The sequence below is a fragment of the Bullifex porci genome (assembly GCF_009695635.1).
Lineage (GTDB): Bacteria > Spirochaetota > Spirochaetia > Sphaerochaetales > Sphaerochaetaceae > Bullifex > Bullifex porci.
This window is the reverse complement of sequence record NZ_VUNN01000012.1, coordinates 24,554-47,563: the sequence shown is the minus strand read 5'-3', so window position 1 is coordinate 47,563 and position 23,010 is coordinate 24,554. Positions and strand designations below refer to the sequence as shown.

Here is a 23,010-nt window from a genome sequence, read left to right as displayed (position 1 = left end):
TTTGTTATAATTTTTTCATGAGTAACAAAGATACTAGAATCGTTGATATTAAACCGTTAGCAACACCTAACGAGATAGCAAAAATCTATCCTATCTCTGATGAGTTATCACAGCAAATAACTGAATCAAGAAGGATTGTCGAAAACATTTTAAATGGTACTGACCATAGACTCCTTGCGGTTGTTGGTCCTTGCTCTATTCATGATCCAGATGCAGCTTTAGATTATTCAGATAGATTAAAAGCACTTTCAGATATGATTAGTGACCAATTCTATGTTGTCATGAGAGTATATTTTGAAAAGCCTAGAACAACAGTTGGTTGGAAGGGTCTTATCTTAGATCCAGATATGGATGGAAGCTATGATATAGAGAAGGGCTTAAAGACTGCACGATCCCTCTTAATTGAAATTGCAAAAAAGGGATTAGCACTTGGATGTGAGGTCCTTGATCCAATTATCCCACAATATATTGATGAGCTAATGAGCTGGTCTAGTATTGGTGCAAGAACAACTGAAAGCCAAACCCACAGAACCTTAGCAAGTGGCTTATCTGTTCCTGTTGGCTTTAAGAACTCTACAAGTGGTGAGCTTACTAATGCAATTAATGCAATTAAGAGTGCAGCAGCTCCTGCTTCCTTTATTGGTATTAATAAGGATGGTCAAACAGTTGTATTAAGTACTAAGGGTAATAACGCTGGTCACTTAATTCTTCGTGGTGGTGATAAAGCTCCAAACTACTATGAGGATGATGTGGAGGTTGCAAAAAAGAAGCTATATGACGCTGGAATTAATCCTGCAATCATCATTGACTGTTCACACGGTAATAGCAGAAAGAATTTCTCAAGACAAAAGAGAGTATTAAGAAATGTACTTGACCAGGTTCTTTGGGGAGAAAAGGCTATAAGAGGCTTCATGCTTGAAAGTAATATCTTTGAAGGCAACCAGCCTATTTGTGGTGATAAATCAACCTTAAAGTATGGTGTTTCTGTAACAGATGCATGTATTGGTTGGGATGAAACAGAGAGAATACTTGTTCATGGTGCACAGCTATTAAAGAAGGCTGAACGCTATGGTGGAGTAATGGAGGTTCTATGAAGAGGGCTTTAATTTTTCTTGCTGATGGCTTTGAGGAAGTAGAGGCACTATCTGTAATTGATGCTTTAATTAGGGGTGGAGTTGAGTGTGTAACAGCTGCAGTTAAGGATGAAAATAGGGTAGTCTCTACACATAATATCCCAATCATTGCTGATAAGCTAATTAGTGAAGTTAAGAATGATACGTTTGACTTAGTTTTCCTTCCTGGTGGAATGCCAGGAAGCATAAACCTTGCTCAAAGCTTTGATGTTAATGAAATTGTAATAAAGCATGCACAAAATAAAATAGTTGCAGCAATTTGTGCCGCTCCAGCTGTAGTATTAGGTCCTGCAGGGTTATTAGTTGGGAAGAAAGCAACCTGCTATCCAGGTTGTGAGTCATATTATCCTGATTTAGAGTTTTCAAAAGAGGGGGTAGTAGTTGATTCAAATATCGTAACTGCGAAGAGTGCAGCCTATGCTTGGCCTCTAGGCTTTAAGCTCGTTGAGCTCCTAGAAGGAAGCGAGACCGCAAATAAGGTAAAGAGTAGTATTTACTACCAAGCTTAAGCTGCAATTCTTTTCTTAAGATCTTCTGTTCTGAAGCTCACTCTTTGTATCATTTCAAAAGGAGTGAGCTTTTTGCTACTTATTAAGCACTCAGTAACAATTAAATATGCATATGCAAATCCATATTTTTTGATGATCTTTTTTAGTGTTTTATCATTTCTCATGTTATTTGATACAGGTAAGAAAATGTCTTCAATGTAGTGATTAAGTGCCTCAGCAAAAGTAACTTTGCTTTTGAATTCATTTGTTAATGCTCTTCGATATGCTTGAATATGAACATAGATTTCATTTGCTTCAAGCACATTAAAACCATTCATGGTCTTTTCAAGGATCATGTCAATCTCTTTGTTCGTCATAAAGCCTCCAAAAAGAATTAATTAACCCCAGCTTTTGTTAATTCATATATAATATTATTTCATTCTTTGGTCAAGATGTCTAATATTCGGTTTATAACTTATTTAGTTACAAAGAATAAATAATAAAAAAATTGGAATAATTGATTTTTAAATTATATTGCACATCATTTATTTTTTGGTTTATCATCAAACCTTAGAGAGGTAAAATATGAAATTTTTCCCAGATGGTTATAAACCAATTCTTTCTGAAAGAGAAACAGAAAGAGCTATTAAGCTTGTTAAGGATATCTTTGAGAGAGAGCTAAGTGGAGCACTTAGACTTTCAAGAGTTACATCACCTTTATTTGTTAAATCTGGTAGTGGTATTAATGATGATTTAAATGGTATTGAGCGTCCTGTCAGATTTGAAATTGGTAATATGAATAATAGCAAGATGGAGATTGTCCAGTCACTTGCTAAATGGAAGAGAATGGCTTTAGCTGATTACAACATTAAACCAGGCTTTGGCTTATATACAGATATGAATGCACTACGTCCTGATGATGATATCGACGCAATTCACTCAATTTACGTTGACCAATGGGATTGGGAGAGAGTATTAGGTGATAGTGAAAGAAACCTTGAAATGCTTAAAAGCATAGTAAGGGACATTTATAGTGCTTTAAAGAGAACTGAGTTCCTAGTTCATGAAACCTATTCAGCATTAACTCCTATTTTACCTGAAAATATTACCTTTATTCATAGTGAGGATGCTTATGAAAGATATCCTGAGCTTACTCCTAGTCAGAGAGAGTATGAGCTTGCTAAGGAGTATGGTGCAATATTCTTAATTGGTATTGGTGCTAAGCTTAAGAATGGTGAGGTTCATTCAGGTAGAGCTCCTGACTATGATGACTGGTCTACTCCTACAGACGAAAAGCATAAGGGATTAAATGGTGATATCATCGTATGGGATAGTGTAAGACAATCCTCTCTTGAATTAAGCAGTATGGGTATAAGAGTAAATAAGGAAGCTCTTTTAAGACAGCTTGAAGAAAAGAATGCGCTTGAAAGAAAAGAGTTATATTGGCACAAACGATTAATTAATGGTGAATTCCCAGAAACCATTGGTGGTGGTATTGGTCAAAGTAGACTTTGTATGTTCCTTTTAAAGAAAGCACATATAGGTGAGGTTCAAGCTTCTGTATGGCAGGATGAAGCTCATGAGGAAGCAAAGAAGCTAGGCTTTAAGCTATTTTAATTATAGGCCCTCGAAAAGATCGAGGGCTTTAACTTTTCACATCTTCTTAACAATAGCTTTATAGAACTCTACGCCCTTTGGTAAAACATCGATATTAATGTTTTCATTTAGCGCGTGAATAGATTTATATTGCTGCTCATCTATTTCAAGAGGTGCAAAGCGTATTGCATTCTCTGTTACTGGTGAGAAGAAGCGAGCATCTGTTCCACCTGTCATAGCATAAGGAGAAGGAATTACACCAGGGAAGATTTCTTTAATAGTATTCTCGATAAGCTTGAATTCTTTTCCCTTGTAATCAACAACAGGACATGCAGTTGATGAGTAGATGATCTCTGTGTCGATATCAAATTGCTTAGCTCTTTCACTAATTATTCTATAGGTCTCATCTGCATCCTGGTGGTGAATAACTCTAGAGTTACCAGTTACATAAGCTGTCTCTGGTAATACGTTTAATCCATTTGAGCCAGAGCATGTAGTAAAAGCCATAGTAGTTTTAATCATTGCTGTTGCAAGTGGATTAACCTTTGGAAGCACCTTATTTAGTAGTGGAGATAGTCCCTTAGCATGTCTAAGTACAAATCCAAGAGGACCCTTTATTGATGGGCCTAAGCGTCTAAACATCTCGATAGTAGTATCATTTAGTTTTGCTTTAAATGGATCATCCTTCTCAACAGAAGCCATGAACTGACCTAATCTTACTAGAGGAGTGTTCTTACCAGGTACTGAGGCATGTCCACCCTTTCCTTTAGCAATAAACTTGAAGTTACAGGTTCCCTTCTCAAGAGTTCCAATCATAGCAAATCTACCCTTAGCACCCTTAAGAGGTTCAGATTTAATCATTCCACCCTCATCGATTAAGAATTGAAGATGAACATTATTATCACTAAGATATTTAACTATTTTAGGAGCACCATCTCCTGCAACCTCCTCAGTGTTAGAGGATGCAATATATACATCTACATTTGGTTCGTAGCCTTCCTCTATAAGCTCCTCTAGAGATTGGAAAATACAAAATAGGGAACCCTTAGTATCAACAGTACCTCTTCCCCAAATCTTACCTTCAGCTATTTGGCCAGAAAATGGTGGGTATTTCCATTCCCCAGTTGCTTCAACAACATCCTGGTGGCTCATAAATAGAATTGGATCAGCTTTAGGATTCTTAGCCTTCCATCTTAAGAGCATCGCTCCATCAAAGGTCTTAAATTCCATTGTTTTAAATACATTTGGAAATAATTCCTTTAATAGCTCCTGAAACTTAATAAATTTTGGAAGATTTAATTCTCCTCTAACACTTACTGTTTCGACTTGAATCATCTTCGATAGCTTTTCTTCGTATTTCATTTAATCCATCCTTTTTTAAAAAATACATAGCTTAAAGCTAATGCAATACCACCACATGCGATAAGTAGGAAGCTTGTTTGATTTACCATTGAAGGAATTAACAAGCAAAGCAATACCATGAAGGAGAGTGGGAATACTGTGATTTTAATACTCTTCTTAAAGTATTGATATCCAAGTGCTCCAAAGAGTGCTGGTAATACATTATCAAAAGCTGGCTTAATAATAGGGTTTTGTAATATAGGTGTAAGTGGAATTAATAGAAGAACACCTAAGAATATTACAAGCATTGTAACAAGAGATGAGGTTGCGACTGAAAGTGTTGAAATAATTTCGTTTTCAACTGTTCCAACCTTTGCTCCTGCCATATCGCGAGAGTTAAATGCACATGGAAGCTTTAAGTTTGTAATATTTCCTGTGATAAATGTAAGGTATGAGGCGCCACTTCCTAAAAGTGGTACATAAATTAAATATTCAACAATACAAGATGGTACATATACAATTAATACAGAGATGATAGCTTTAAAGAAGGCATTCCATTCAATTGTACTTCCTGTAATATATGCCATAGCAAAAGGACAGGCTAAAAGCATAATTACTCCAATTGAAAGCATTGCTCTTCCTGTTCTATGTATATCATTTTGGTAGGCTTCAAAATCAAATTCTTCGTTCATAATACTTTCCTTTATTTAATTAGGTTAGAAACGACTGCTGCAAACATTCCAAAGAGCATTGCAAGAGAAAGTGAGAAGTTTTCAAGCCATGTGACATTATATTTCTTTGCTAGAGTATCAAAGAGGGCCATGAAAAGACCTGAAACAAGTAATGTGATTAAAGGTGTTGAGTTAGCTTTTACAAAGGTTGTAGCAATGTATGAGCCTACAAAGGTTGCACATAGACCAATCATCATGCCTGTCATTGCAAAGTTTGCAAAGCCACCATTAGAGTTACTCTTCTTCCCAGAGGAGAGCTTTAGCTTCTTTGAATATCCCTTTAAAGTAAAGATTGTAAGTAGACATCCCCAGATAATACCAACAGTCATTACTAATAGGATTGTTACCAAATTATTCATTGTTAAGACAGAGGAATCAAGGGCTGTTCCCATGTTTTCTGCTGCGATGTTAGCTACTGTTGCCTCATATTGAATATTTCCAACAACAGATAATCTTAGCCATGCCGCTGGTACACCTAACGAACCAGAGAGCGCGATTACGCCAAGTAAAATAGAAATTGATGGTAGTACTGTAAAAGCTGCTGAAGAGGTAATAGCTCCAGTTAAAACTTTTTTGTCCATACCAATTTTTAAACCAGCTCTATAGCTCTTAATCATAAAAACTACACACCCTGCTGCAATGAAAAGTAGTATCGCACCAACGAGTAAATAAAGTGATAGTGAATTAGCAATTTGTAAATAATTCATACCAGCCTCCTAACAAAAGAATATGATATTTGAAAAATTATTTACATATATACCTTATGAATTATTCTTGATATTGCATATTGTTTCTTAACAAAGTATTTTTAAACCTATTGTTAGGGGGAGATAAAATGAATAGTTCAGCTTTTTTTATTTTATTAACTATTTTATGTTATCTAGTTGGAATGCTCTATATAGGCTTTAGATGTGCAAAGAAAAATACTTCTTCATCTGATTTCTATTTAGGAGGAAGAAAGCTTGGTCCTTTTGTTACTGCTATGAGTGCAGAAGCATCAGATATGTCTAGCTACCTACTAATGGGACTTCCTGGACTTGCTTATTTAACAGGTCTTGCAGATGTAGGCTGGACAATTATTGGACTTAGTGTTGGTACATATTTAAATTGGCTTTTTACAGCAAAGCGTTTAAGAAGATATACAGAGCTTACAGGATCTATTACTCTTCCACAGTTCTTCTCAAAGAGATTTCATGATGAAAGTAAGATATTAACAGCAGTAGCAGCTCTAATTATTATCGTATTCTTTATTCCATATACAGCATCTGGGTTTGCTGCCTGTGGAAAGCTATTCTCATCATTATTTGGCTTACCATATATGGCATGTATGATTGTATCAGCAATTGTAATTATTTCTTATACAGTTGCAGGAGGCTTTTTAGCAGCTTCTCTAACAGACTTTATACAATCTATTATCATGACCTTTGCAATCTTTGTTGTATTATTCTATGCAACTACTCTTGCAGGTGGCTTTTCTACTGTAATAGAAAATGCAAGTAATTTAGCAGGCTATTTCTCATTTAACTTAACACACGATCCTATAACTAATGCAGCTAAGCCATATGGATTTATCACGGTACTATCTACCTTAGCTTGGGGACTTGGCTACTTTGGTATGCCACATATACTACTTCGCTTTATGGCAATTGAGGATGAGAATAAGCTATCTCTTTCAAGAAGAATAGCTACTGTATGGGTAATTATTGCAATGGCTATTGCTGTATTAATTGGTGTAATTGGTAGAGCTCTATCCGCAATGAATATTGTTGAAACCTTAAGTGGCTCAAGCTCTGAAACAATTATAGTAATGATAGCTAAGCTTCTATCTTCTCATGGTGTATTTGCATCAATTATTGCAGGCTTAATTCTTGCTGGTATTTTAGCAAGTACAATGTCTACAGCTGATTCACAGCTACTAGCTGCATCATCTAGTGCATCACATGATATTCTTCAGGATGCAATGCATTTAAATCTCTCAGAGAAGGGTAGTATGGTAGCTGCTAGAACAACAGTATTAATTATAGCTGTTCTAGGTGTTGTTATTGCTCGTAATCCAGCAAGCTCAATATTCTCAATTGTATCATTTGCTTGGGCTGGCTTTGGTGCAAGCTTTGGACCAATTATTATACTTTCTCTTTATTGGAAGAGACTAACAGCTAAGGGGGCCCTTTGCGGTATGATCTCTGGTGGTTTAAGTGTACTAGTTTACAAATTCATGGTTAGACCATTAGGTGGAGTATTTGATATTTATGAATTACTTCCAGCATTTTTAATCGCTTTATTTGTAGCTGTAATTATTAGTTTTTGTTCAACTGCTCCTTCAAAAGAAGTAGTCGAAGAATTTGAAAAAGTAGCTGGTAAAGAAAAACTAAAAAAATAAAGAAAACTGGTTGACCAAAATTATGCAATAGTGTAGATTAATCAACGTTGCGAGACAACGCACACTAAAGCATAATGCGGACGTGGTGGAAGTGGTAGACACGCTAGCTTGAGGTGCTAGTGGTTGAAAGGCCTTGCTGGTTCAAGTCCAGTCGTCCGCAAAACGAAGAGTATAAAAGCTCTTCGTTTTTTTTACTTTTACTAAACAATAAAAAATATTATTCTATTATCCATGACTCCAGAAGAAATGTTTAAGCAATATAGATTATTAAATCCAATGGCAAGCGATTATTCTCATGCAATTTTTTCTACTTATATAAGCTGGGATGATATTTTATCTGAAAAGGTTAGTAGTATATTAATACCTGCTGCTCTATTTGAGGAGAGTGGAGAGGAGCTACCCTTAAAGGATGATATTGAAGCTTTAACAGATAATAAAGGAAATAGCATCGCATTATTAAGGATTACTAATGTAGAGGTTGCTCCCTTCTTTTTATTTAAAGAAGAAAAATCACCCATGATTGGAAATCCAATGGGTGATGATATCGTAATAAAGCTGAAATTTAAAATTATTTTCTATTAATTACTCATTGAGTGGATAAATTGTCTTGTTCTTTCTTTCTCAGCGGCAGTAAAGATTGAATCCTTATCGCCTTCTTCGATAATATATCCACCCTCCATGAATATTGCATGGTCACTAATAGCCTTTGCAAATTCCATTTCGTGAGTTACAACAGCCATAGTCATCTTTTCTTCTGAGAGCTGTTTAATAACATTTAAAACCTCTCTAGTTAATTCAGGATCAAGCGCAGAGGTAGGCTCATCAAAGAATAGAACCTCTGGATCCATTGCTAAGGCTCTAGCAATCGATACTCTTTGTTTCTGACCTCCTGATAGCTGAGAAGGGTAGGCCTTCGCCTTATCGAGTAAGCTTAGCTTCTTTAAGAGCGCTATAGCTCTATCCTCTGCTTCATGCTTATCACGTTTTAAAACTGCTATTTGAGCTTCAGTAATATTTCTTAATACTGTGAAGTGAGGAAATAAATTAAAGTTCTGAAATACTAATCCAGTTTTTAAGCCAATCTCTCTTGCTATTTTATTATTTGAATAATTAGCCTTAGAACCATCATCCTCAAAGAGAGGCTTATCATTAAAATATAGAGATCCTCTATCGGCTCTTTCAAGCTGTGTGATAATTCTAAGTAGTGTTGATTTACCACTTCCTGAAGGACCTAATATTGATAATACATTACCTTTTTTAAGTTCAAATGAAATATCATTTAATACCTTAACTTCTCCAAAGGCTTTAGAAATGTTATTTGCTCTAATAAGTATCTCGTTCATATTAAATCCTTATTCATAGTAATTCATTTTAGCTTCAACGATATTGAAGAATTTTGATACTAAGTAGTTCATCACAAAGAAGAATACACCAGCTATAAAAATAGGCATTGTAGAGAATTCTCTTGATGCTGCATTTTGAGCTGCTCTAAATAGCTCTGCAACACCAATTGTTTGTGCAAGTGCTGTATCCTTTACTAGTGTTATTACTTCACCAGCAAGTGCTGGAAGAATAATCTTAAATACTTGAGGTAAAATAATGTGGAAGAATGTATAAAGCTTTGAAAAGCCTAATACCTTACTTGCTTCATATTGTCCCTTATCGATAGCCTGCAGTCCTGAACGATAAATCTCTGCAAAATATGCTGCATAGTTAATTACAAAGGAAATAATAACAGCTGTAAATCTATCATAGGAAACACCAAAGATATAATAAGGAGCGAAGTAAACGAAAATAAGTTGTAAAATAAGAGGTGTTCCTCTCATAATTTGAATGTATATATTTACTAAAGCTTTAACTATTTTGATTTTACTCATTCTGCCCTTAGCAACTATAAATCCAAGAGGTAGCGCAAATAGAAGCGTTAAGCCGAATATCTTAATATTCATTATGCTTCCCTTTAGCATTAATGATAGAAGTTTTGTCATATTATTTCCTTTTATTAAAAGAGGGACGTATTCGTCCCTCTAGCTATCATAAGAAATTAATTATTTTCCTACAACTGTAATATCTGCACCAAACCATTTAGTTGCAATTTCTGCAAGAGTTCCGTCCTTAGCCATATCATTTAATGCATTCTGAACTGCATCACGAAGAGCTACATCACCCTTTCTGAAGCCAATACCATACTCCTCAGCAACTAGAGACTCAGAGATAATTCTAAAGTCCTTACCTGAACGATTGATATTATCGTTAGCAACTAAGAGGTCCATAACTACTGCATCAACACCACCAATTTCAAGATCCATAAGAGCTGTTAGGTTATCCTTAAATTCAACAACACTCTTAAGGGATGCTTCAAAGCCCTCTGTATCTGAGATTGCATCCTGAGCTGAAGAGCCTGCCTGTACACCAACGTTTTTACCCTTTAAATCTGCAAGTGTATTAACAGGAGAATTTGATTTAACGACACAAACCTGAGCATTCTTTACATATGGATCACTAAATGTAAGGTTTTCTAAGCGTTCTGGAGTAATAGTGAAGCCATTCCAAATACAGTCAATATTATATGTAGCTAATTCCTGTTCCTTAGCTGCCCAGTCAATTGGCTGACAGATAAGCTTAACACAGAGTCTTGAACAAACTTCCTTTGCACAATCGATATCAAAGCCCACAATTTCACCATTTTCATCTCTATATCCCATTGGTGGGAAGGAGTCGTCTAAGCCAAGAATAAACTCACCCTTATCTTGTATTTTCTTTAATGAAAGATCTTCTGTTGTTGCCTCTTTACTACCTTGAGCAAAAAGAGATAATGAAACTAATAGAACTAGTAACAAAGCAAATAATTTTTTCATGTTTCCTCCTGATAATTTTGATAAATTATCCTGTATATTAATAGCATATTTATGCAATATAGTGAATATACAAAATTATTCTATTTATATAATTCACTTTTTTATTATTAAGTATTATATTAACAGTAACTATTACTAGTAGTAAGGAGTATAATTATGAAGAAATGGGTATGTCCTGTATGTGGTTATGTGTATGAGGGTGATGTTCCACCAGAGTTCTGTCCTCAGTGTAAGGTTCCAGGTAGCAAGTTCACAGAACAGAAGACTGAAAAGGTATGGGCTGCTGAACATGTAGTAGGTGTTGGCAAGCAGTTTGGTGCTGATGTTCCTGAAGAAGTTAAGGCTGAAATCATCGCAGGATTAAAGGCTAACTTTGAAGGTGAATGCACAGAAGTTGGTATGTATTTAGCAATGGCTAGAGTAGCTCATAGAGAAGGTTATCCTGAAATTGGTATGTATTGGGAAAAGGCTGGTCTCGAAGAAGCTGAGCACGCTGCTAAGTTTGCTGAACTCCTTGGTGAAGTTGTTACAGACAGCACAAAGAAGAACCTCGAGATGAGAGTTGATGCTGAAAATGGTGCTACAATGGGTAAGTTCGAGCTTGCTAAGCTTGCTAAGAAATATAACCTTGATGCTATCCACGATACAGTACACGAAATGGCTCGTGATGAAGCAAGACATGGTAAGGCTTTTGAAGGTCTCTTAAATAGATATTTCAAATAAGAATTATAATATCTTGTTGGGGCATGATTAACTTCATGCCCTTTTTTATTTTGTCGCAGAAAGTAAAAAGAAAACCACTAAAAGAAGTAATAAAAAATATCTATTCAAGATTTTTCATTTGTTCTATTATCACGTCTTGATGGATAATCAGATTTTAGGACAAATACTTGCTTTATTTACAGCTCTATGTTGGGCATTAAATTCAACTACCTATAATATTCTTGGTAAGAGTATTAAGAGCTCATCTCTTGCTTATGCTAGAAGTCTCTTAGCAGTTCCAATAGTTTTTATTTTGATGCTTTGTACTGAAGGCCTTGATATTCTATCAATTAGCAAGCAGTCCTTTTTCGCATTAGTATTTTCTGGTGTAACTGGATACTTTATTACAGATATTTTAATGTTTTATTCCTATGTTGCACTAGGAGCTAGAGAGGCTTTAGTAATATTAACCTTCTCACCTGTAGTATCTGCAATACTTTCAAATAGATTTTTTGGTGAGCAGCTATCTGCTAAACAATGGCTCTCAGTATTTCTAATAATATTAGGTATCGTAATTATGGTTCTTGATGAGCTAATCAAGAATAAGGGAAGTAGGGATAAGGATAAGCTTATAAAGGGCTTAATAGCAGCTATTCTTGGAGCAATATTCCAAGCTATTTCTTATATTGCAGCTAAATATGCTTTGAATGATATTGGACCTATATCAACAAACTTTTTAAGAAATCTTTCAGGCTTAATTTGCTTTGTTATTCTATCTTTTATTCCAGGAAAGACATTAAGAAAGGATCTTGTCTTTTTAAAGGATAGAAAAAAGCTGATTGAGCTTTTATTTGCTGTCGTTACTGGTCCTGTATTAGGTATGAGCTTCCAGATGCTAGCATTGAGACTTGCACCAGTTGGAATTGTATCTGCACTTTCTCAGATTAGTCCTTTATTTATGCTTCCTATCGATAAGGTTGTATTTAAGAAGAAGATATCTATCAACTCTTATATCGGTACTATTATATCGATAGTTGGTACGATATTAATGTTTATTTAAGGTACTTTATAAATCTCTTTTGAGTTTTATCACATGTGTATCCTAAATGAGCATAAAAGCCATGAGCATTTTCTCTTTCAATTCTTGAGTTTAATCGAATAAAGGATCCACCATTATTTAAACAATGGTTTTCTAGAGCATTTATTAATGCTTTTCCATATCCTTTATTTTGCTTATCCTCTGATACAGCTAGAGAAATAATATTCCAACCCTTTTCTCCATACAAAATAGTATATTCCTCTGCCTGGATAAAGGCTGAGGCTTTGCCATCATCATATACAGCTATAAAGTAATTACTATTATTTACAAGCTCTTCTATTCTTTCCTCAATTATCTTGATAGATGTTTTATGATTTAATGTGCTTTCACAAATTGCTGCAATATACTTTGCATCATCAATTCTTATATTTCTAACCATAATTAAATAATAAAAGAAAATATTTGATTTAAAAAGTGGGGTTAATAGAGCTATTAAATAAAATAAGAACACTATAATTTTTATTGCTCTTAAGAGGATAATTATCTACTTTTATGATTCTGTTGCAATTATTTTCATAAATTAGCATTAAAAAAATTGTAATCAGACTATATATGGCGCAAAATATTCTATACACATAATATTCATTGGGGGAGGGATAATGACTTACTTAGATTTTGAGAAAGTTAGTGAAATGAGTGGAAAAAAAGTAGGGAATTATAAGCTTGGAAGGTTTACTTACAATGGTAAATCTAAAACACTCACCGATGAAAATGGATGTGTTATTTGTGATCATGTTGGTTATTTTGATGATATAGAGAGAATAATAATTGATGAGTTTGAGCCAATTATCTTTTATATCTCTGAATCAATTGATGGTGGGTTTAGGAGCTCTGTTATAACACCACATCGTGATAAAATTAGAGGTACTATTGTTAAGCTTTATTCTGTAGTAGCAAGATGCCCAAGTGAAGTATTAGAAAAGAAAACTGAGTGGAAAGAAATTGAACTTGATGATTGAAGCTTTGATTTTTTTTATTACTCATATTTATACAAGATGAGCCAAAAAAAATTTATTTTCCCAAAGTAGTGTAGCGAGATAAGACCAAGAAAATGTAATTTTAATCTTTCTTAAGTTTTTTGTTGTGAAATGTTTCATATTTGTGGTTTAATAAATATGTTGCATTTTGTTGCAAAAAAAGAAGGTAAAAAATTAATAAAGGAAGATTATGATGTTTCAAACATCTACAAATTAGATGGAAGAGTATCAGTTTCTAAGGCTATTCCATTTGGTCTACAGCATGTATTAGCTATGTTCGTCTCAAATGTAACCCCAATTATTTTAATATCTGGTGTTGCACTTTAAATGGAAATATCTTTTCATCTCTTGATACAGCTCTATTAGTTCAAGCTGCTATGTTAATTGAAGGAATAGGTACATTAATCCAGCTATATCCAATTTGGAAGGTAGGTGCAAAGCTACCTGTAGTAATGGGTTTAAGCTTTACATTCTTGTCCCCAATGATGATTCTTGCATCAAGAGATTATGGCTTATTAGTTGGAGCAGTTATGGTTGGTGGTATTATCGAAGGCTTATTAGGACTGACTACTAAATATTGGAGACGCTTTGTTACTCCTATTGTTTCAGCATGTGTTGTAACAACAATAGGATTTTCTCTTCTATCAACTGGAATTTCTACTTTAGCAACCTCTAATGCTTATCCTTTAGGCTCTTGGCAGAATTTAACAGTTGGTGCTCTTACTTTATTAGCATGTCTACTTTTCCACTCATTTACTAAAGGCTTTTGGAAAAACCTATATGTACTTTTAGGTCTTGCAGTGGGATATATAATATCAATCTTCTTTAATATGGTTGATTTTAGTCAGATGATGGCAACAATAAATGAGCTTGGAGTTGTTTCATTTTCTAGATTATTTAGATTTGCACCAAAATTTGATATTGGATCAATTATTTCAGTAACACTAGTATTTTTAGTTTCAGCTGCAGAAACAATTGGTGATACAACTGCAATTTGTACTGGTGGCTTGAATAGAGATATTACAGAGAAAGAGGTATCTGGTTCTCTTTGTTGTGATGGCTTTATGTCTACTATTTCAGCAGGAGTATTTGGATGCTCTCCAATTACTTCCTTTAGCCAGAACGTAGGACTTGTAGCAATGACTAAGGTTGTTAACAGATGGACAATTATGTTTGGTGCTTTAACACTAATTATTGCAGGCTTATTCCCACCTGTAGGTGCATTCTTCTCAACACTTCCATCATGTGTATTAGGTGGATGTACAGTAATTATGTTTGGAGCAATTATTGTAAGCGGAATAAATATGATGAATTCTTGTGAATGGAATGAAAAGACAACATTAATTGTTGCAACATCTCTTTGTGTTGGAATAGGTGTTACTCAAGTAGATGGATTTTTCCAATATCTTCCTTCTGTATTTGGAGATATTTTTGCAGGAAACCCTGTTGCAGGAGTATTCGTTGTTAGTATGATCATGAGTTTAATTATCCCTGATAAAGAAAAGAAAAATTAAACTCCTATAACTTAAAAGTAATCTAATTTATCTATGAATGTACATTCTAGATAAATTAGGTTCATTTTCACACTGAACCATACATAAAAACTTCCATCCATATTTTTCATAAAATCCAGTGTAATCTGTAACTAGGTAAATAGGAGTAATTCCTTTTGATTTTAAGTCATCAACTACAATATTAAGCAGATGGCCAGCTATACCTTTGTTACGGTACTCTCTTTCTGTATATACTGCACAAATGTTAGGCGTAAGGTCCTTTCTGTTATGAAAGTCATTATCGATAACTCCCATGCCACAAATAATTTTTTTCTCCATCTAAACAAAGATACCAACCATACTCTGTTTCTTTATTTAGGTAAGCATCCATACATTTTAGATAAGCTTCTGTAGGAATGCCCCATTTTAAATGAAACCATTCTGCTGCTTTATTCTTTAAATCTACTCTATCTCTTAATGTGATGTATTTATACTTATCCATATTGTTTTAAATACTATCATAAATTTTATTAGTATTAATTTTAAAACATGAGAGAAGGAGTTTTATTTCTTAGGTAAGAATGGCTTTAAGAAAGAAATTATTACTATTGAAGTAATTTTTATATCTATTATGTTTTAATATAAATAATTATTTAAAATAAATCATAATTTTAAAATAATTCATACTTCAAAATAATATTAACATATGAGCCCAAATGCGTTATACTATGAATGTAGAAATCTTATTTATAGGTGGTGAGATTTTATAGTTCTTTTTCTTCCTGTAAATATTATTTCTTAGTGGTGTTTTATAATATTACATAAAGAAGCTTTTTAGCTTTTTTATGAAATAAAATAAAATAGGGGGATAAAAATGAAGAAATTATCCATTTCGTTATTAGTAATGCTTTTAATAGCATCACTATTTACATCATGTAGCATGGGTTCAGATGATGCTAGTGATGTTCGCGTTAAAGTCAAAATTACCCCATCTGGAGGGGGCAGAAGCCTAACTACTGATTTTGAAACAATTAATTTAGATGATGATAATATCACTTGGTATTATTCTGCAACAAAAGTAAGTGAAACACAATTTAATTATGGTGCAACAAGTGACTCCTTACTTCCAAAAGATGGAATAGTAACTTTATCTCAAGGTGACTGGTCTATAGGTCTTTGGGGTATTAAAGATGGTAAAAAGGTTTATGCCGGTACTACCAGTAAGGTAACAATCAAATGGAATTTCTATGAACCAAATGTAACAGTTCCTGTACCAGTTAAGCAAAGTACAGGTGATAATGGTTATATTGTTTTAACTGATGTAAAAATTCCTGTTAATGAAGAATTAAAAACTCCTAACTTTGCTTCTATTGATAGTACTATAATAATGAATTTCAATGGTGTTAATATGAGACTTGAATGTATCCCTGGTCCTCATACAGTAACATTTGAATATAGAAGTGATAATGGTGATGTCAAATCATCAATGTCTTTAGTTGTAGAAGTAATAAGTGGTAGAGAAACTACAATTAGTGGAAATATAGACCCAAGTAAAATCACTAGTGGAAGTAGTTCTCTAACTAAAGTAGAACAAGCAATTGAAGTAAAGAAAGAAGGAGATACAGTTGTAAATGTTTTAGTTGCTCCTGCTAATACATCAAGTAATTTGAACCAAACAACAGTAACATTCCCACAAGGAGCACTTCCTGAAGAGGCTACAACTGCAGTTCTTAATTTAAGCGTAAAATCTGCAGGTGATTTCTCTGTAGCAAATACACCTGCTGTTGCTGGTATAGATATTTCTCTTAAAGTAAATGAGCAAGAAGTAACAAGTTTTAATAATGAATATGTTGTAATTACAACTTATATTCTTGCTGGTCTTGAAGATGTTCAAGTTAAGTATACTGGTGAGGGAGATCAGCCAATCTTAGTAAGCTATAATAGAGAAACAGGAGAACTTGTATTTAAGACAAATCACTTCTCAGAGTATATTGTAGTTGCAAATGTAGAAGCTCTTAACGTAAGTACGGGTATCCCTTACACAAAACTTGTAACTGCTATTGCAGAAGTAGATGATGAACAGATCGTTAAATTGCTTAGTAATGTATCAGTTAATAGTATTTCTATTCCAAATAAGAATTTTACTATTGATCTAAATTCTAAAACAATTGAAACTCAATATGGTTTATACTTAAATAAATCTGATTCTGAATATGTACTATCCGTAAAGAATGGAACAATAAAATCATCAATTGGACATACCTTTTCAATGTATCAATCATCTGGTTTGATAATTGATAATATGAATGTTGAGGCTGCATATGGTGGCGTTTACCTTTCAGAAACTAATAATAACATGAGTGTTCGTGTAATTAATGGCTCTAAGATTAAGGCTGCTGTATATGGTATTGCAACAAATGCTTCTAAAGAAGAATCCGAAGCCTTATACATTGAAGTCAAGGATTCAATTGTAGAGACTTCATCTGAAGACCAAGATAATACAGGTATTCTATTTAATGTACAAGGAAAAGTTTATATAGAGAATTCTACCATTAAAGGAAATCGTCAAGGAATGATTTTAAGAGGTGGTACTAATTCTGTCATTAAGAATTCTACTATTGAAGCAACTGGTACAAAAACAAGTGGATATGATTGGACCGATAATATGACAAATGACTGGGGACAAGGTAATCAGGTACCATTAGCATCTCTAGTTGTAGGAAATCATGTTTCAAACAATTCTTATCCATATCCTGTTTCAGTTAAACTTGAGAATGCAACAATTAAGTTCTCAGAAAATAGATCGGGTATTTATATTTATAAGACGACTAATTACGATGTAAGTGTTAATGGAACAATTGCAGAAGATACAACTATAAACAGTATAATGAATGGTGCTACATGTAGCATAGTAGGAAATATTGCTTTTGCTGTATCTTCTGATGATGAATTTTCTGCTGCTTTAAATAATGCATCAGATAAAATTATCATACATCTACCAGAAGGTGAATTTACTCTTCCTGATGCTAAGTGCGAGAACAAAAATGTGAAAATGGTTGGTAGTGGAGATGGAACAAAATTAAATATTCTTAATAATAAGGATGAAATTGCATATCCGAAAAATGCTACTCTAGAATTCGAAAAAATGACTATTCAGGGTCAAAAAAAAGGTAACTATGGTGGCTTAGCCCATACAAATAAGGTTACTTACAAAGATTGTAAAATGCTGGGAAAGATTACTCTCTATGCAGGAGTAGAAGAGTTCAATAACTGTATCTTTGAAAATAAGAACGACTATGCAATTTGGACATGGGGAGGTAGAGAAGTAACTCTTACTGGTTGTACATTCAATTCCGGTGGAAAGGCAGTACTCTTGTATGGTGGAGCAGGATCTTCTGAGACACCTACAACAGTTTTGACAGTAACTGATTGTGTTTTCAATGATGATAATACTCTTAATACGGAGAAGGCTGCTATTGAAACAGGAAATGACTATAATGCAACTTACATTCTGAATGTTACAAATACAACAGTTGATGGTTTTGCAATTAATCCAGAAGGTATATCAACCGGAACTACACTTTGGGCAAATAAGAATTCCATGGTTGCTGATCACCTGTTTGTAACAGTTGATGGTGTAAAGGTTTATGGAAAATAAGAAGCGATAGAGCTTCATAAAAACTAGGTTGTTGCCTATTTACAATAGACTGATAGGTTTTATTGAGGGTATGGATATTTAGTATAGCCATTACTTTTGTGATTTAAGTTTATCTCCTGTAATTCTATTTTTTAAGTAGTGTTACAGGAGTTTTTTTTAAGTTTAAATTTATTCTTTTTTTTCCTTATATATATTTTAAGGTCAGCTTTTAAAACTGTCCGCATAAATAAAAGATCTAATTGTTTTAATATCAACATAATTGTTATGGCCATGAAAATAAGACTCAAATCATTCTCAATTATTCTGCTGAAATTTAAAAAAGCCCTTTTATCTTCAACCTAGTCACCTGTAGTACCCTCTGTGCAGTGCAGTCAAAGGAGGTTTTATTTATTTATATTTATATAATAATTTTATATTAATATAACATAAAGAAAACACCTATATACCGCTAACACCATAATCATAAGATTATATATAGGAGTATTAACATAACCCTCTCTCTTATTTTATTATATATATATAATTACACCCTTGGTGTAAAAAGGCTGGAGCATCGGTACAAATGGCAAAAGTCCGAAGGCGATTACCTTCGGACTTATGGAGTGGTTATCAGTCTGTGTAATCCCAATTGATTGTGGTAGATTTCGAAGCTCCCCATGGCTCTCCTGTAAGAGAGGTTTTTTGCTGATTCTGTTTGATATTGATTATGTAGAACCATAAACAGTTACTGAAAGTTTTTTCTCCTATGGAAGTGACAGGTTCAGGGATGGTGATGCTGGTAAGGTTGGAACAGCCGGAGAAAGCATATACCCTGATGGTCTTGACAGAGTCAGGATGTATATTCTTTTGAGATTTCGACAAAAACCGAAAGCACCGCCTCCGATGGAAGTGACAGATATTAAAGGCTCAGACATTTCTCTTCTTTGTTTTAAGAATTTTTCTTTAGTAATCTCTTTGTTTTTTAATTTCTCAACTAAATCATAATGAGCATTACTAAGCTTTGTATAAATAGAAACTAGAATACTAGCATTAACATCTTTTTTCTTAGCTGTTACTTTCAAAACATCTTTGAACTTTCTAATAAGATGTACCCAGCAAGTACCATGGTTCTCTATATGAAAGTATGGCTTCAAGCCATCTGTAATGACAGGTTCTTTGTAGTTAAACCTCTCAATATCCTCTAGTAACACCTTCTTACTACGACCTTGAATATACTCACAAAGCACTAGGGTATGAAAAATCGACTACTTTTCATTAAAAGTAGTTCCAATTGTTATATACATGAAGCTATTTTGCGAAACTTTACCACTCTTAGTTCTTACATTAAGTACTGTGGTTTTAGTTTCATTTTTATTAAGTAGTGCCAAAGAGTAAACTTGCTTCTTTAAAACTTTTTCCAGAGGAAGCAACTCTTCATAATACTTAATAATCCAGCTAGCTAACTTTTGCCGCTGCACTGTTAAGCCTGCTCTTTGATGAATCTCGCTCTGACGCTAAAAGGGCGTATAGTCATCAAATTTACTTATAACTGAGTGAGCTATAAATTTTGGAGTTGCGGCAAGACCATCAAGCTTCTTGTTTTTAAACTCAACTACGCTTTTATCTTCACTATCTGTAGTATTAGCTGGTTCATACTTTAAGTAATGGTCTCTGACAACAACATACTTCTGAGGAACGATATAAACCTTATCAATAGTTTTATCTTCTACTCTTTTATAAAGAACTCCATTAATTACTTTCTCACTTGGAGCTTCTTCATAGTTATAAACATCTATAACAGGAGTAGAAGCAGGCAAAGTAGAGTTTTCTCTTATCTTATGCTTTTTTCTAGTATGAGCTTCAACAACTATCTGTTCGCTTTCAGGAAGACCATTTTTTATGGCTTCAAATTGAGCTAACAATTCTAGCTCATCAAATAGGCTACGTGTTTGTTTAGTAGAAGGAGTGAATGTCTCAGCAGTTTTAAGGCGAAGTATTTCTTCTAGATTTGCAATTTTATCTAGATTCTTTTCTCTTTCAGCAGCTAGATTAACATTACAAAACTGCATATCTAATACGAGTTTTATTAATTCTTCTTGTGTTTTTCCTACTAATTCGCTCTTACTGTACATGCTTGTATTATAAAGAATTATTAAACTTTTTACAATAGGTTTAGTGAAATAATTTATTATATTACAACATTTTAACCTACAAATAAAGGACTATAATTAGGGAAGATTTTAAACACATCTGCCCCCTTTAGAAGATACCTTATATCTTCCAAATTAATGCTTCTTGAAGCTTCTTCTGTTTTTGGCCATGAGAAGGTGGATTTATAATCTAAACGTTTTGTTATTTCAAACCAGCCATTACCATCCCAGAGGATTGCTTTTATAGTTCTTCTATTTTTGCTGCAAAACATAAAGATAGATTTTGAAAATGGATTAAGTTCCATTTCATCTTGTATTATTAGTGATAGCTTTAATGCACCCTTTCTAAGGTCTGTGCATCCTGGCTTAATGTAATAATCGTATTCTTCAAACTTAATCATTTATTTAGATCCTCACCTATGGTTTAAAGAATACTTTTTTGGCTAAGTTAATTTGTATAGTGATTTATTTTTCGCTTAGTGCGCCAGTTCGGTGTCATACACATAGTTGGGTGAAACTCCCAATCTGACAAAGCCTAGCCAGCAGTCAGTATCCAGCCTTGGAGCCGAAGTCGTGAGATTAGGTTTAAGCGTAGGTAGGAAAGCACAAGAGCCGCAAGGGAAACCTGAATGCGATTGGGCCTCGTAATAATACAGTATGAGTGTCGATGCTTTTAAGCGGGCAGCAGACAGTATGAAACAATCGATAAAGGTGATGATTGTTGAGAACTCATCGGGGTCGTAGAGCGTGGCGAGTGTGCAAGGTGTGTATGTCATACCTGGGAGGACTTACATTTTATCTGGCTCAAAATGAGCAGAACGTTTGAATACAAGTGTAAAAAGCAAGATTCAAGTCGTAAATGTAAGTAGTCGGATGTCTTCATAGTAGTGATGAAACTGTGGAAACACAGTGGAGCGAAGGGAGACACATTTTAGTCGGTTCCTTAGAGTGGACACATGGAGTACTGGAGGCTCTGTAAATTGTGGAAAATTACGAAAAGGAAATAATGTTGTTATCAAGGAAGCATAACAAGCTTCAGACGTTAATTCACTACGTCAATAAAGTGAATCTTGAGAAAGAGCATAAGCTACAACTTAGTAACAAGGCTGTTGGAGTTGATTATATTACCAAAGATGAATATAACAAGAACCTTGATGCAAATCTTGATAATTTGCTTAAACGAATGAAAACATTCTCTTATAGACCGCAAGCGGTAAAAAGAGTATACATTCCCAAGGCTAATGGAAAACTTCGTCCTCTAGGTATACCATCATATGAAGATAAGCTTGTTCAAGGTGTACTTGCTAAAGTATTAAATGGTGTATATGAACCAAGATTTCTAGATTGTTCATATGGTTTTAGACCTGATAGAAGTGCGCATGATGCAATCAAAGCTATTAGAGATATTATATATAAACGTCCTATAGGTTGGGTTGTTGAAGCAGATATAAAAGGGTTCTTTGACAATATGAGTCATGAATGGATAATAAAGTTTCTTAGAAACGATATTGCCGATGAAAACTTTATCAGATATATCATAAGATTTCTCAAAGCTGGAATAATTGATAAAGGTATAATGCAAGAAAGCACCTTAGGCGCTCCCCAGGGGGGATTAATAAGTCCTTATATTGCTAATGTATATCTTCATTACGTTTTAGACCTATGGTTTGAGAAAGTAGTAAAGAAACATGTAAAAGGTGAAGCATATATCATTAGGTATGCAGATGACTTTCTAGCATGCTTCCAGTACGAAGAGGATGCTAAAGCATTTTACTCGGTACTTCCAAAGAGACTTGCAAAATTTGGTCTTGAGATTGCTGAAGATAAAACTAGAATACTACCTTTTGGTAAAGGAAGTGGTTCAAAAGAATCATTTGAATTCCTTGGTTTTTCTTTTCACAATGGAATGGTCCATAAAAGCTTTTACGTTGTAGTAGTTCTTTCTAGTAAAAAGAAGATGAAAGCTAAAAGGCAAGCCATTAAAGAATGGTTGTATAGCATGATGCATTGTCCCATCTCTGACATTGTAGCTAAGCTAAATGTTAAGTTGATTGGACACTATCGTTACTATGGTGTAAGTGGAAATATAAAAAGTCTCTGTTCATTTAGACACTACTGTATCAAAACACTATACAGAGTATTAAGACGCCGAGGGCAGAAGAAGAGGATTAATTGGGAAAAGTACAAAATTTTCATGAAACAGTCACCAATTGTAAATCCTAAGATTTATGTAAAGCTTTGGTAACAACAAAAGACTAAAATGAAGAGCCGTATGCGTTAATAGCGCACGTCCGGTTCTGTGAGGGTTGGATGCATTTGTTTAGCACTGGAGGTTAGACGATGCATCTGTCTACTCGACCGTTACAGTATTCTATACTATCCAAATTAATTATTGAAATGAAAATATTTTGAATTAAAGCTACAA

25 protein-coding genes, 1 tRNA gene and 1 pseudogene are annotated in these 23,010 nt (G+C 34.1%); 13 read left to right on the top strand and 14 right to left on the bottom strand.

Going from position 1 to position 23,010, the window contains the following annotated elements; translation table 11 throughout:
- The first annotated feature begins 17 nt into the window (after positions 1-17).
- Together FYJ80_RS07020 and FYJ80_RS07015 are read left to right on the top strand one after the other, a co-directional pair.
- Complete coding sequence (locus FYJ80_RS07020; protein WP_154425493.1) at positions 18-1,094, top strand: 3-deoxy-7-phosphoheptulonate synthase; 1,077 nt, start codon at positions 18-20, stop codon at positions 1,092-1,094.
- Positions 1,091-1,642, top strand: a complete 552-nt coding sequence (locus FYJ80_RS07015; RefSeq protein WP_154425492.1) for a DJ-1 family glyoxalase III — start codon at positions 1,091-1,093, stop codon at positions 1,640-1,642. The genes FYJ80_RS07020 and FYJ80_RS07015 overlap by 4 nt, the downstream gene beginning before the upstream one ends.
- On the opposite strand, the gene FYJ80_RS07010 is transcribed toward FYJ80_RS07015, so the two are convergent.
- Positions 1,639-1,998, bottom strand: coding sequence for a hypothetical protein (locus FYJ80_RS07010; protein ID WP_154425491.1), 360 nt, complete (start codon positions 1,996-1,998; stop codon positions 1,639-1,641). The genes FYJ80_RS07015 and FYJ80_RS07010 overlap by 4 nt on opposite strands.
- Positions 1,999-2,206: 208 nt before the next feature.
- On the opposite strand from FYJ80_RS07010, the gene asnA reads away from it, so the two are divergent.
- On the top strand, positions 2,207-3,238 hold the full coding sequence (asnA, locus tag FYJ80_RS07005; RefSeq protein ID WP_154425490.1) for an aspartate--ammonia ligase: 1,032 nt from the start codon (positions 2,207-2,209) through the stop codon (positions 3,236-3,238).
- A gap of 36 nt (positions 3,239-3,274) precedes the next feature.
- Here the strand turns inward: asnA and FYJ80_RS07000 are convergent, their stop codons facing one another.
- Genes FYJ80_RS07000 through FYJ80_RS06990 form a run of 3 tightly spaced genes read right to left on the bottom strand, consistent with a single transcriptional unit; the run spans position 3,275 to position 5,996 of the window.
- The gene (locus tag FYJ80_RS07000) at positions 3,275-4,579 is read right to left on the bottom strand and encodes a M20/M25/M40 family metallo-hydrolase (RefSeq protein WP_154425489.1); all 1,305 of its coding nucleotides are present in this window, start codon (positions 4,577-4,579) and stop codon (positions 3,275-3,277) included.
- Positions 4,576-5,250: a hypothetical protein gene (locus FYJ80_RS06995; RefSeq protein ID WP_154425488.1), complete on the bottom strand. Its 675-nt coding sequence runs from the start codon at positions 5,248-5,250 to the stop codon at positions 4,576-4,578. Before FYJ80_RS06995 ends, FYJ80_RS07000 begins: the two co-directional genes overlap by 4 nt.
- Before the next feature lie 11 nt (positions 5,251-5,261).
- The gene (locus tag FYJ80_RS06990; protein ID WP_154425487.1) at positions 5,262-5,996 is read right to left on the bottom strand and encodes a DUF5058 family protein; all 735 of its coding nucleotides are present in this window, start codon (positions 5,994-5,996) and stop codon (positions 5,262-5,264) included.
- Between the two features lie 128 nt (positions 5,997-6,124).
- On the opposite strand from FYJ80_RS06990, the gene FYJ80_RS06985 reads away from it, so the two are divergent.
- The 3 genes from FYJ80_RS06985 to FYJ80_RS06975 all read left to right on the top strand — a co-directional run bounded on the left by FYJ80_RS06985 (position 6,125) and on the right by FYJ80_RS06975 (position 8,251).
- Complete coding sequence (locus FYJ80_RS06985) at positions 6,125-7,669, top strand: sodium/proline symporter (protein ID WP_154425486.1); 1,545 nt, start codon at positions 6,125-6,127, stop codon at positions 7,667-7,669.
- A 76-nt stretch (positions 7,670-7,745) separates the two neighbouring features.
- Positions 7,746-7,829 (top strand) — tRNA-Leu (locus tag FYJ80_RS06980).
- Between the two features lie 71 nt (positions 7,830-7,900).
- Positions 7,901-8,251 (top strand): ASCH domain-containing protein, encoded by a 351-nt coding sequence (locus tag FYJ80_RS06975; protein WP_154425485.1) that lies wholly within the window; start codon positions 7,901-7,903, stop codon positions 8,249-8,251.
- Here FYJ80_RS06975 and FYJ80_RS06970 read toward each other — a convergent pair.
- From FYJ80_RS06970 to FYJ80_RS06960, 3 genes are read right to left on the bottom strand one after another with little or no spacing between them, the layout of a single operon-like run.
- Complete coding sequence (locus tag FYJ80_RS06970; protein ID WP_154425484.1) at positions 8,248-9,012, bottom strand: amino acid ABC transporter ATP-binding protein; 765 nt, start codon at positions 9,010-9,012, stop codon at positions 8,248-8,250. The two genes, FYJ80_RS06975 and FYJ80_RS06970, sit on opposite strands and share 4 nt — an antisense overlap.
- Before the next feature lie 9 nt (positions 9,013-9,021).
- The gene (locus FYJ80_RS06965; RefSeq protein ID WP_154425483.1) at positions 9,022-9,657 is read right to left on the bottom strand and encodes an amino acid ABC transporter permease; all 636 of its coding nucleotides are present in this window, start codon (positions 9,655-9,657) and stop codon (positions 9,022-9,024) included.
- A 60-nt stretch (positions 9,658-9,717) separates the two neighbouring features.
- Positions 9,718-10,527 (bottom strand): amino acid ABC transporter substrate-binding protein, encoded by an 810-nt coding sequence (locus FYJ80_RS06960; RefSeq protein WP_154425482.1) that lies wholly within the window; start codon positions 10,525-10,527, stop codon positions 9,718-9,720.
- A gap of 156 nt (positions 10,528-10,683) precedes the next feature.
- On the opposite strand from FYJ80_RS06960, the gene FYJ80_RS06955 reads away from it, so the two are divergent.
- Together FYJ80_RS06955 and FYJ80_RS06950 are read left to right on the top strand one after the other, a co-directional pair.
- Positions 10,684-11,250, top strand: coding sequence for an NADH peroxidase (locus tag FYJ80_RS06955; RefSeq protein WP_154425481.1), 567 nt, complete (start codon positions 10,684-10,686; stop codon positions 11,248-11,250).
- Positions 11,251-11,389: 139 nt separating this feature from the next.
- Complete coding sequence (locus tag FYJ80_RS06950; protein ID WP_154425480.1) at positions 11,390-12,289, top strand: DMT family transporter; 900 nt, start codon at positions 11,390-11,392, stop codon at positions 12,287-12,289.
- Here FYJ80_RS06950 and FYJ80_RS06945 read toward each other — a convergent pair.
- On the bottom strand, positions 12,282-12,707 hold the full coding sequence (locus FYJ80_RS06945) for a GNAT family N-acetyltransferase (protein ID WP_154425479.1): 426 nt from the start codon (positions 12,705-12,707) through the stop codon (positions 12,282-12,284). The two genes, FYJ80_RS06950 and FYJ80_RS06945, sit on opposite strands and share 8 nt — an antisense overlap.
- A 220-nt stretch (positions 12,708-12,927) precedes the next feature.
- Here FYJ80_RS06945 and FYJ80_RS06940 point away from each other — a divergent pair, with 220 nt between their 5' ends.
- The 3 genes from FYJ80_RS06940 to FYJ80_RS06935 all read left to right on the top strand — a co-directional run bounded on the left by FYJ80_RS06940 (position 12,928) and on the right by FYJ80_RS06935 (position 14,819).
- Positions 12,928-13,287 (top strand): hypothetical protein, encoded by a 360-nt coding sequence (locus FYJ80_RS06940; protein ID WP_154425478.1) that lies wholly within the window; start codon positions 12,928-12,930, stop codon positions 13,285-13,287.
- A gap of 156 nt (positions 13,288-13,443) precedes the next feature.
- A complete protein-coding gene (locus FYJ80_RS11750) occupies positions 13,444-13,632 on the top strand; it encodes a hypothetical protein (protein ID WP_206361014.1) in 189 nt (62 codons plus the stop codon).
- A gap of 50 nt (positions 13,633-13,682) precedes the next feature.
- Positions 13,683-14,819: a uracil-xanthine permease family protein gene (locus FYJ80_RS06935; RefSeq protein WP_206361013.1), complete on the top strand. Its 1,137-nt coding sequence runs from the start codon at positions 13,683-13,685 to the stop codon at positions 14,817-14,819.
- Positions 14,820-14,846: 27 nt separating this feature from the next.
- On the opposite strand, the gene FYJ80_RS11745 is transcribed toward FYJ80_RS06935, so the two are convergent.
- Positions 14,847-15,137 (bottom strand): GNAT family N-acetyltransferase, encoded by a 291-nt coding sequence (locus tag FYJ80_RS11745; protein ID WP_206361012.1) that lies wholly within the window; start codon positions 15,135-15,137, stop codon positions 14,847-14,849.
- Positions 15,097-15,300 (bottom strand): hypothetical protein, encoded by a 204-nt coding sequence (locus FYJ80_RS11740; RefSeq protein WP_206361011.1) that lies wholly within the window; start codon positions 15,298-15,300, stop codon positions 15,097-15,099. Before FYJ80_RS11740 ends, FYJ80_RS11745 begins: the two co-directional genes overlap by 41 nt.
- Positions 15,301-15,672: 372 nt before the next feature.
- On the opposite strand from FYJ80_RS11740, the gene FYJ80_RS06925 reads away from it, so the two are divergent.
- Positions 15,673-18,456 (top strand): right-handed parallel beta-helix repeat-containing protein, encoded by a 2,784-nt coding sequence (locus FYJ80_RS06925; protein WP_154425477.1) that lies wholly within the window; start codon positions 15,673-15,675, stop codon positions 18,454-18,456.
- A 609-nt stretch (positions 18,457-19,065) separates the two neighbouring features.
- On the opposite strand, the gene FYJ80_RS12260 is transcribed toward FYJ80_RS06925, so the two are convergent.
- The 4 genes and pseudogenes from FYJ80_RS12260 to tnpB all read right to left on the bottom strand — a co-directional run bounded on the left by FYJ80_RS12260 (position 19,066) and on the right by tnpB (position 20,986).
- On the bottom strand, positions 19,066-19,317 hold the full coding sequence (locus FYJ80_RS12260; protein ID WP_154425476.1) for a leucine-rich repeat protein: 252 nt from the start codon (positions 19,315-19,317) through the stop codon (positions 19,066-19,068).
- Positions 19,200-19,937: pseudogene (locus FYJ80_RS11940) on the bottom strand (IS66 family transposase). Before FYJ80_RS11940 ends, FYJ80_RS12260 begins: the two are co-directional and overlap by 118 nt.
- 12 nt (positions 19,938-19,949) lie before the next feature.
- Positions 19,950-20,567, bottom strand: coding sequence for a hypothetical protein (locus FYJ80_RS06905; protein WP_154425475.1), 618 nt, complete (start codon positions 20,565-20,567; stop codon positions 19,950-19,952).
- A gap of 71 nt (positions 20,568-20,638) precedes the next feature.
- Positions 20,639-20,986 carry an IS66 family insertion sequence element accessory protein TnpB gene (gene tnpB, locus FYJ80_RS06900; protein ID WP_154425474.1) on the bottom strand — a complete coding sequence of 116 codons (348 nt, stop codon included), beginning with the start codon at positions 20,984-20,986 and terminating at the stop codon, positions 20,639-20,641.
- Between the two features lie 581 nt (positions 20,987-21,567).
- On the opposite strand from tnpB, the gene ltrA reads away from it, so the two are divergent.
- Positions 21,568-22,830, top strand: coding sequence for a group II intron reverse transcriptase/maturase (ltrA, locus tag FYJ80_RS06895; protein WP_206361007.1), 1,263 nt, complete (start codon positions 21,568-21,570; stop codon positions 22,828-22,830).
- Positions 22,831-23,010: the final 180 nt, after the last annotated feature.

What these genes read in the sequence shown, in the direction of transcription:
- FYJ80_RS07020 (WP_154425493.1), top strand. Translation starts at nt 18, where the DNA reads ATGAGTAACAAAGATACTAGAATCGTTGATATTAAACCGTTAGCAACA.
- FYJ80_RS07015 (WP_154425492.1), top strand. Translation starts at nt 1,091, where the DNA reads ATGAAGAGGGCTTTAATTTTTCTTGCTGATGGCTTTGAGGAAGTAGAG.
- FYJ80_RS07010 (WP_154425491.1), bottom strand. Translation starts at nt 1,998, where the DNA reads ATGACGAACAAAGAGATTGACATGATCCTTGAAAAGACCATGAATGGT.
- asnA (WP_154425490.1), top strand. Translation starts at nt 2,207, where the DNA reads ATGAAATTTTTCCCAGATGGTTATAAACCAATTCTTTCTGAAAGAGAA.
- FYJ80_RS07000 (WP_154425489.1), bottom strand. Translation starts at nt 4,579, where the DNA reads ATGAAATACGAAGAAAAGCTATCGAAGATGATTCAAGTCGAAACAGTA.
- FYJ80_RS06995 (WP_154425488.1), bottom strand. Translation starts at nt 5,250, where the DNA reads ATGAACGAAGAATTTGATTTTGAAGCCTACCAAAATGATATACATAGA.
- FYJ80_RS06990 (WP_154425487.1), bottom strand. Translation starts at nt 5,996, where the DNA reads ATGAATTATTTACAAATTGCTAATTCACTATCACTTTATTTACTCGTT.
- FYJ80_RS06985 (WP_154425486.1), top strand. Translation starts at nt 6,125, where the DNA reads ATGAATAGTTCAGCTTTTTTTATTTTATTAACTATTTTATGTTATCTA.
- FYJ80_RS06975 (WP_154425485.1), top strand. Translation starts at nt 7,901, where the DNA reads ATGACTCCAGAAGAAATGTTTAAGCAATATAGATTATTAAATCCAATG.
- FYJ80_RS06970 (WP_154425484.1), bottom strand. Translation starts at nt 9,012, where the DNA reads ATGAACGAGATACTTATTAGAGCAAATAACATTTCTAAAGCCTTTGGA.
- FYJ80_RS06965 (WP_154425483.1), bottom strand. Translation starts at nt 9,657, where the DNA reads ATGACAAAACTTCTATCATTAATGCTAAAGGGAAGCATAATGAATATT.
- FYJ80_RS06960 (WP_154425482.1), bottom strand. Translation starts at nt 10,527, where the DNA reads ATGAAAAAATTATTTGCTTTGTTACTAGTTCTATTAGTTTCATTATCT.
- FYJ80_RS06955 (WP_154425481.1), top strand. Translation starts at nt 10,684, where the DNA reads ATGAAGAAATGGGTATGTCCTGTATGTGGTTATGTGTATGAGGGTGAT.
- FYJ80_RS06950 (WP_154425480.1), top strand. Translation starts at nt 11,390, where the DNA reads ATGGATAATCAGATTTTAGGACAAATACTTGCTTTATTTACAGCTCTA.
- FYJ80_RS06945 (WP_154425479.1), bottom strand. Translation starts at nt 12,707, where the DNA reads ATGGTTAGAAATATAAGAATTGATGATGCAAAGTATATTGCAGCAATT.
- FYJ80_RS06940 (WP_154425478.1), top strand. Translation starts at nt 12,928, where the DNA reads ATGACTTACTTAGATTTTGAGAAAGTTAGTGAAATGAGTGGAAAAAAA.
- FYJ80_RS11750 (WP_206361014.1), top strand. Translation starts at nt 13,444, where the DNA reads ATGTTGCATTTTGTTGCAAAAAAAGAAGGTAAAAAATTAATAAAGGAA.
- FYJ80_RS06935 (WP_206361013.1), top strand. Translation starts at nt 13,683, where the DNA reads ATGTTAATTGAAGGAATAGGTACATTAATCCAGCTATATCCAATTTGG.
- FYJ80_RS11745 (WP_206361012.1), bottom strand. Translation starts at nt 15,137, where the DNA reads ATGGAGAAAAAAATTATTTGTGGCATGGGAGTTATCGATAATGACTTT.
- FYJ80_RS11740 (WP_206361011.1), bottom strand. Translation starts at nt 15,300, where the DNA reads ATGGATAAGTATAAATACATCACATTAAGAGATAGAGTAGATTTAAAG.
- FYJ80_RS06925 (WP_154425477.1), top strand. Translation starts at nt 15,673, where the DNA reads ATGAAGAAATTATCCATTTCGTTATTAGTAATGCTTTTAATAGCATCA.
- FYJ80_RS06905 (WP_154425475.1), bottom strand. Translation starts at nt 20,567, where the DNA reads ATGTACAGTAAGAGCGAATTAGTAGGAAAAACACAAGAAGAATTAATA.
- tnpB (WP_154425474.1), bottom strand. Translation starts at nt 20,986, where the DNA reads ATGATTAAGTTTGAAGAATACGATTATTACATTAAGCCAGGATGCACA.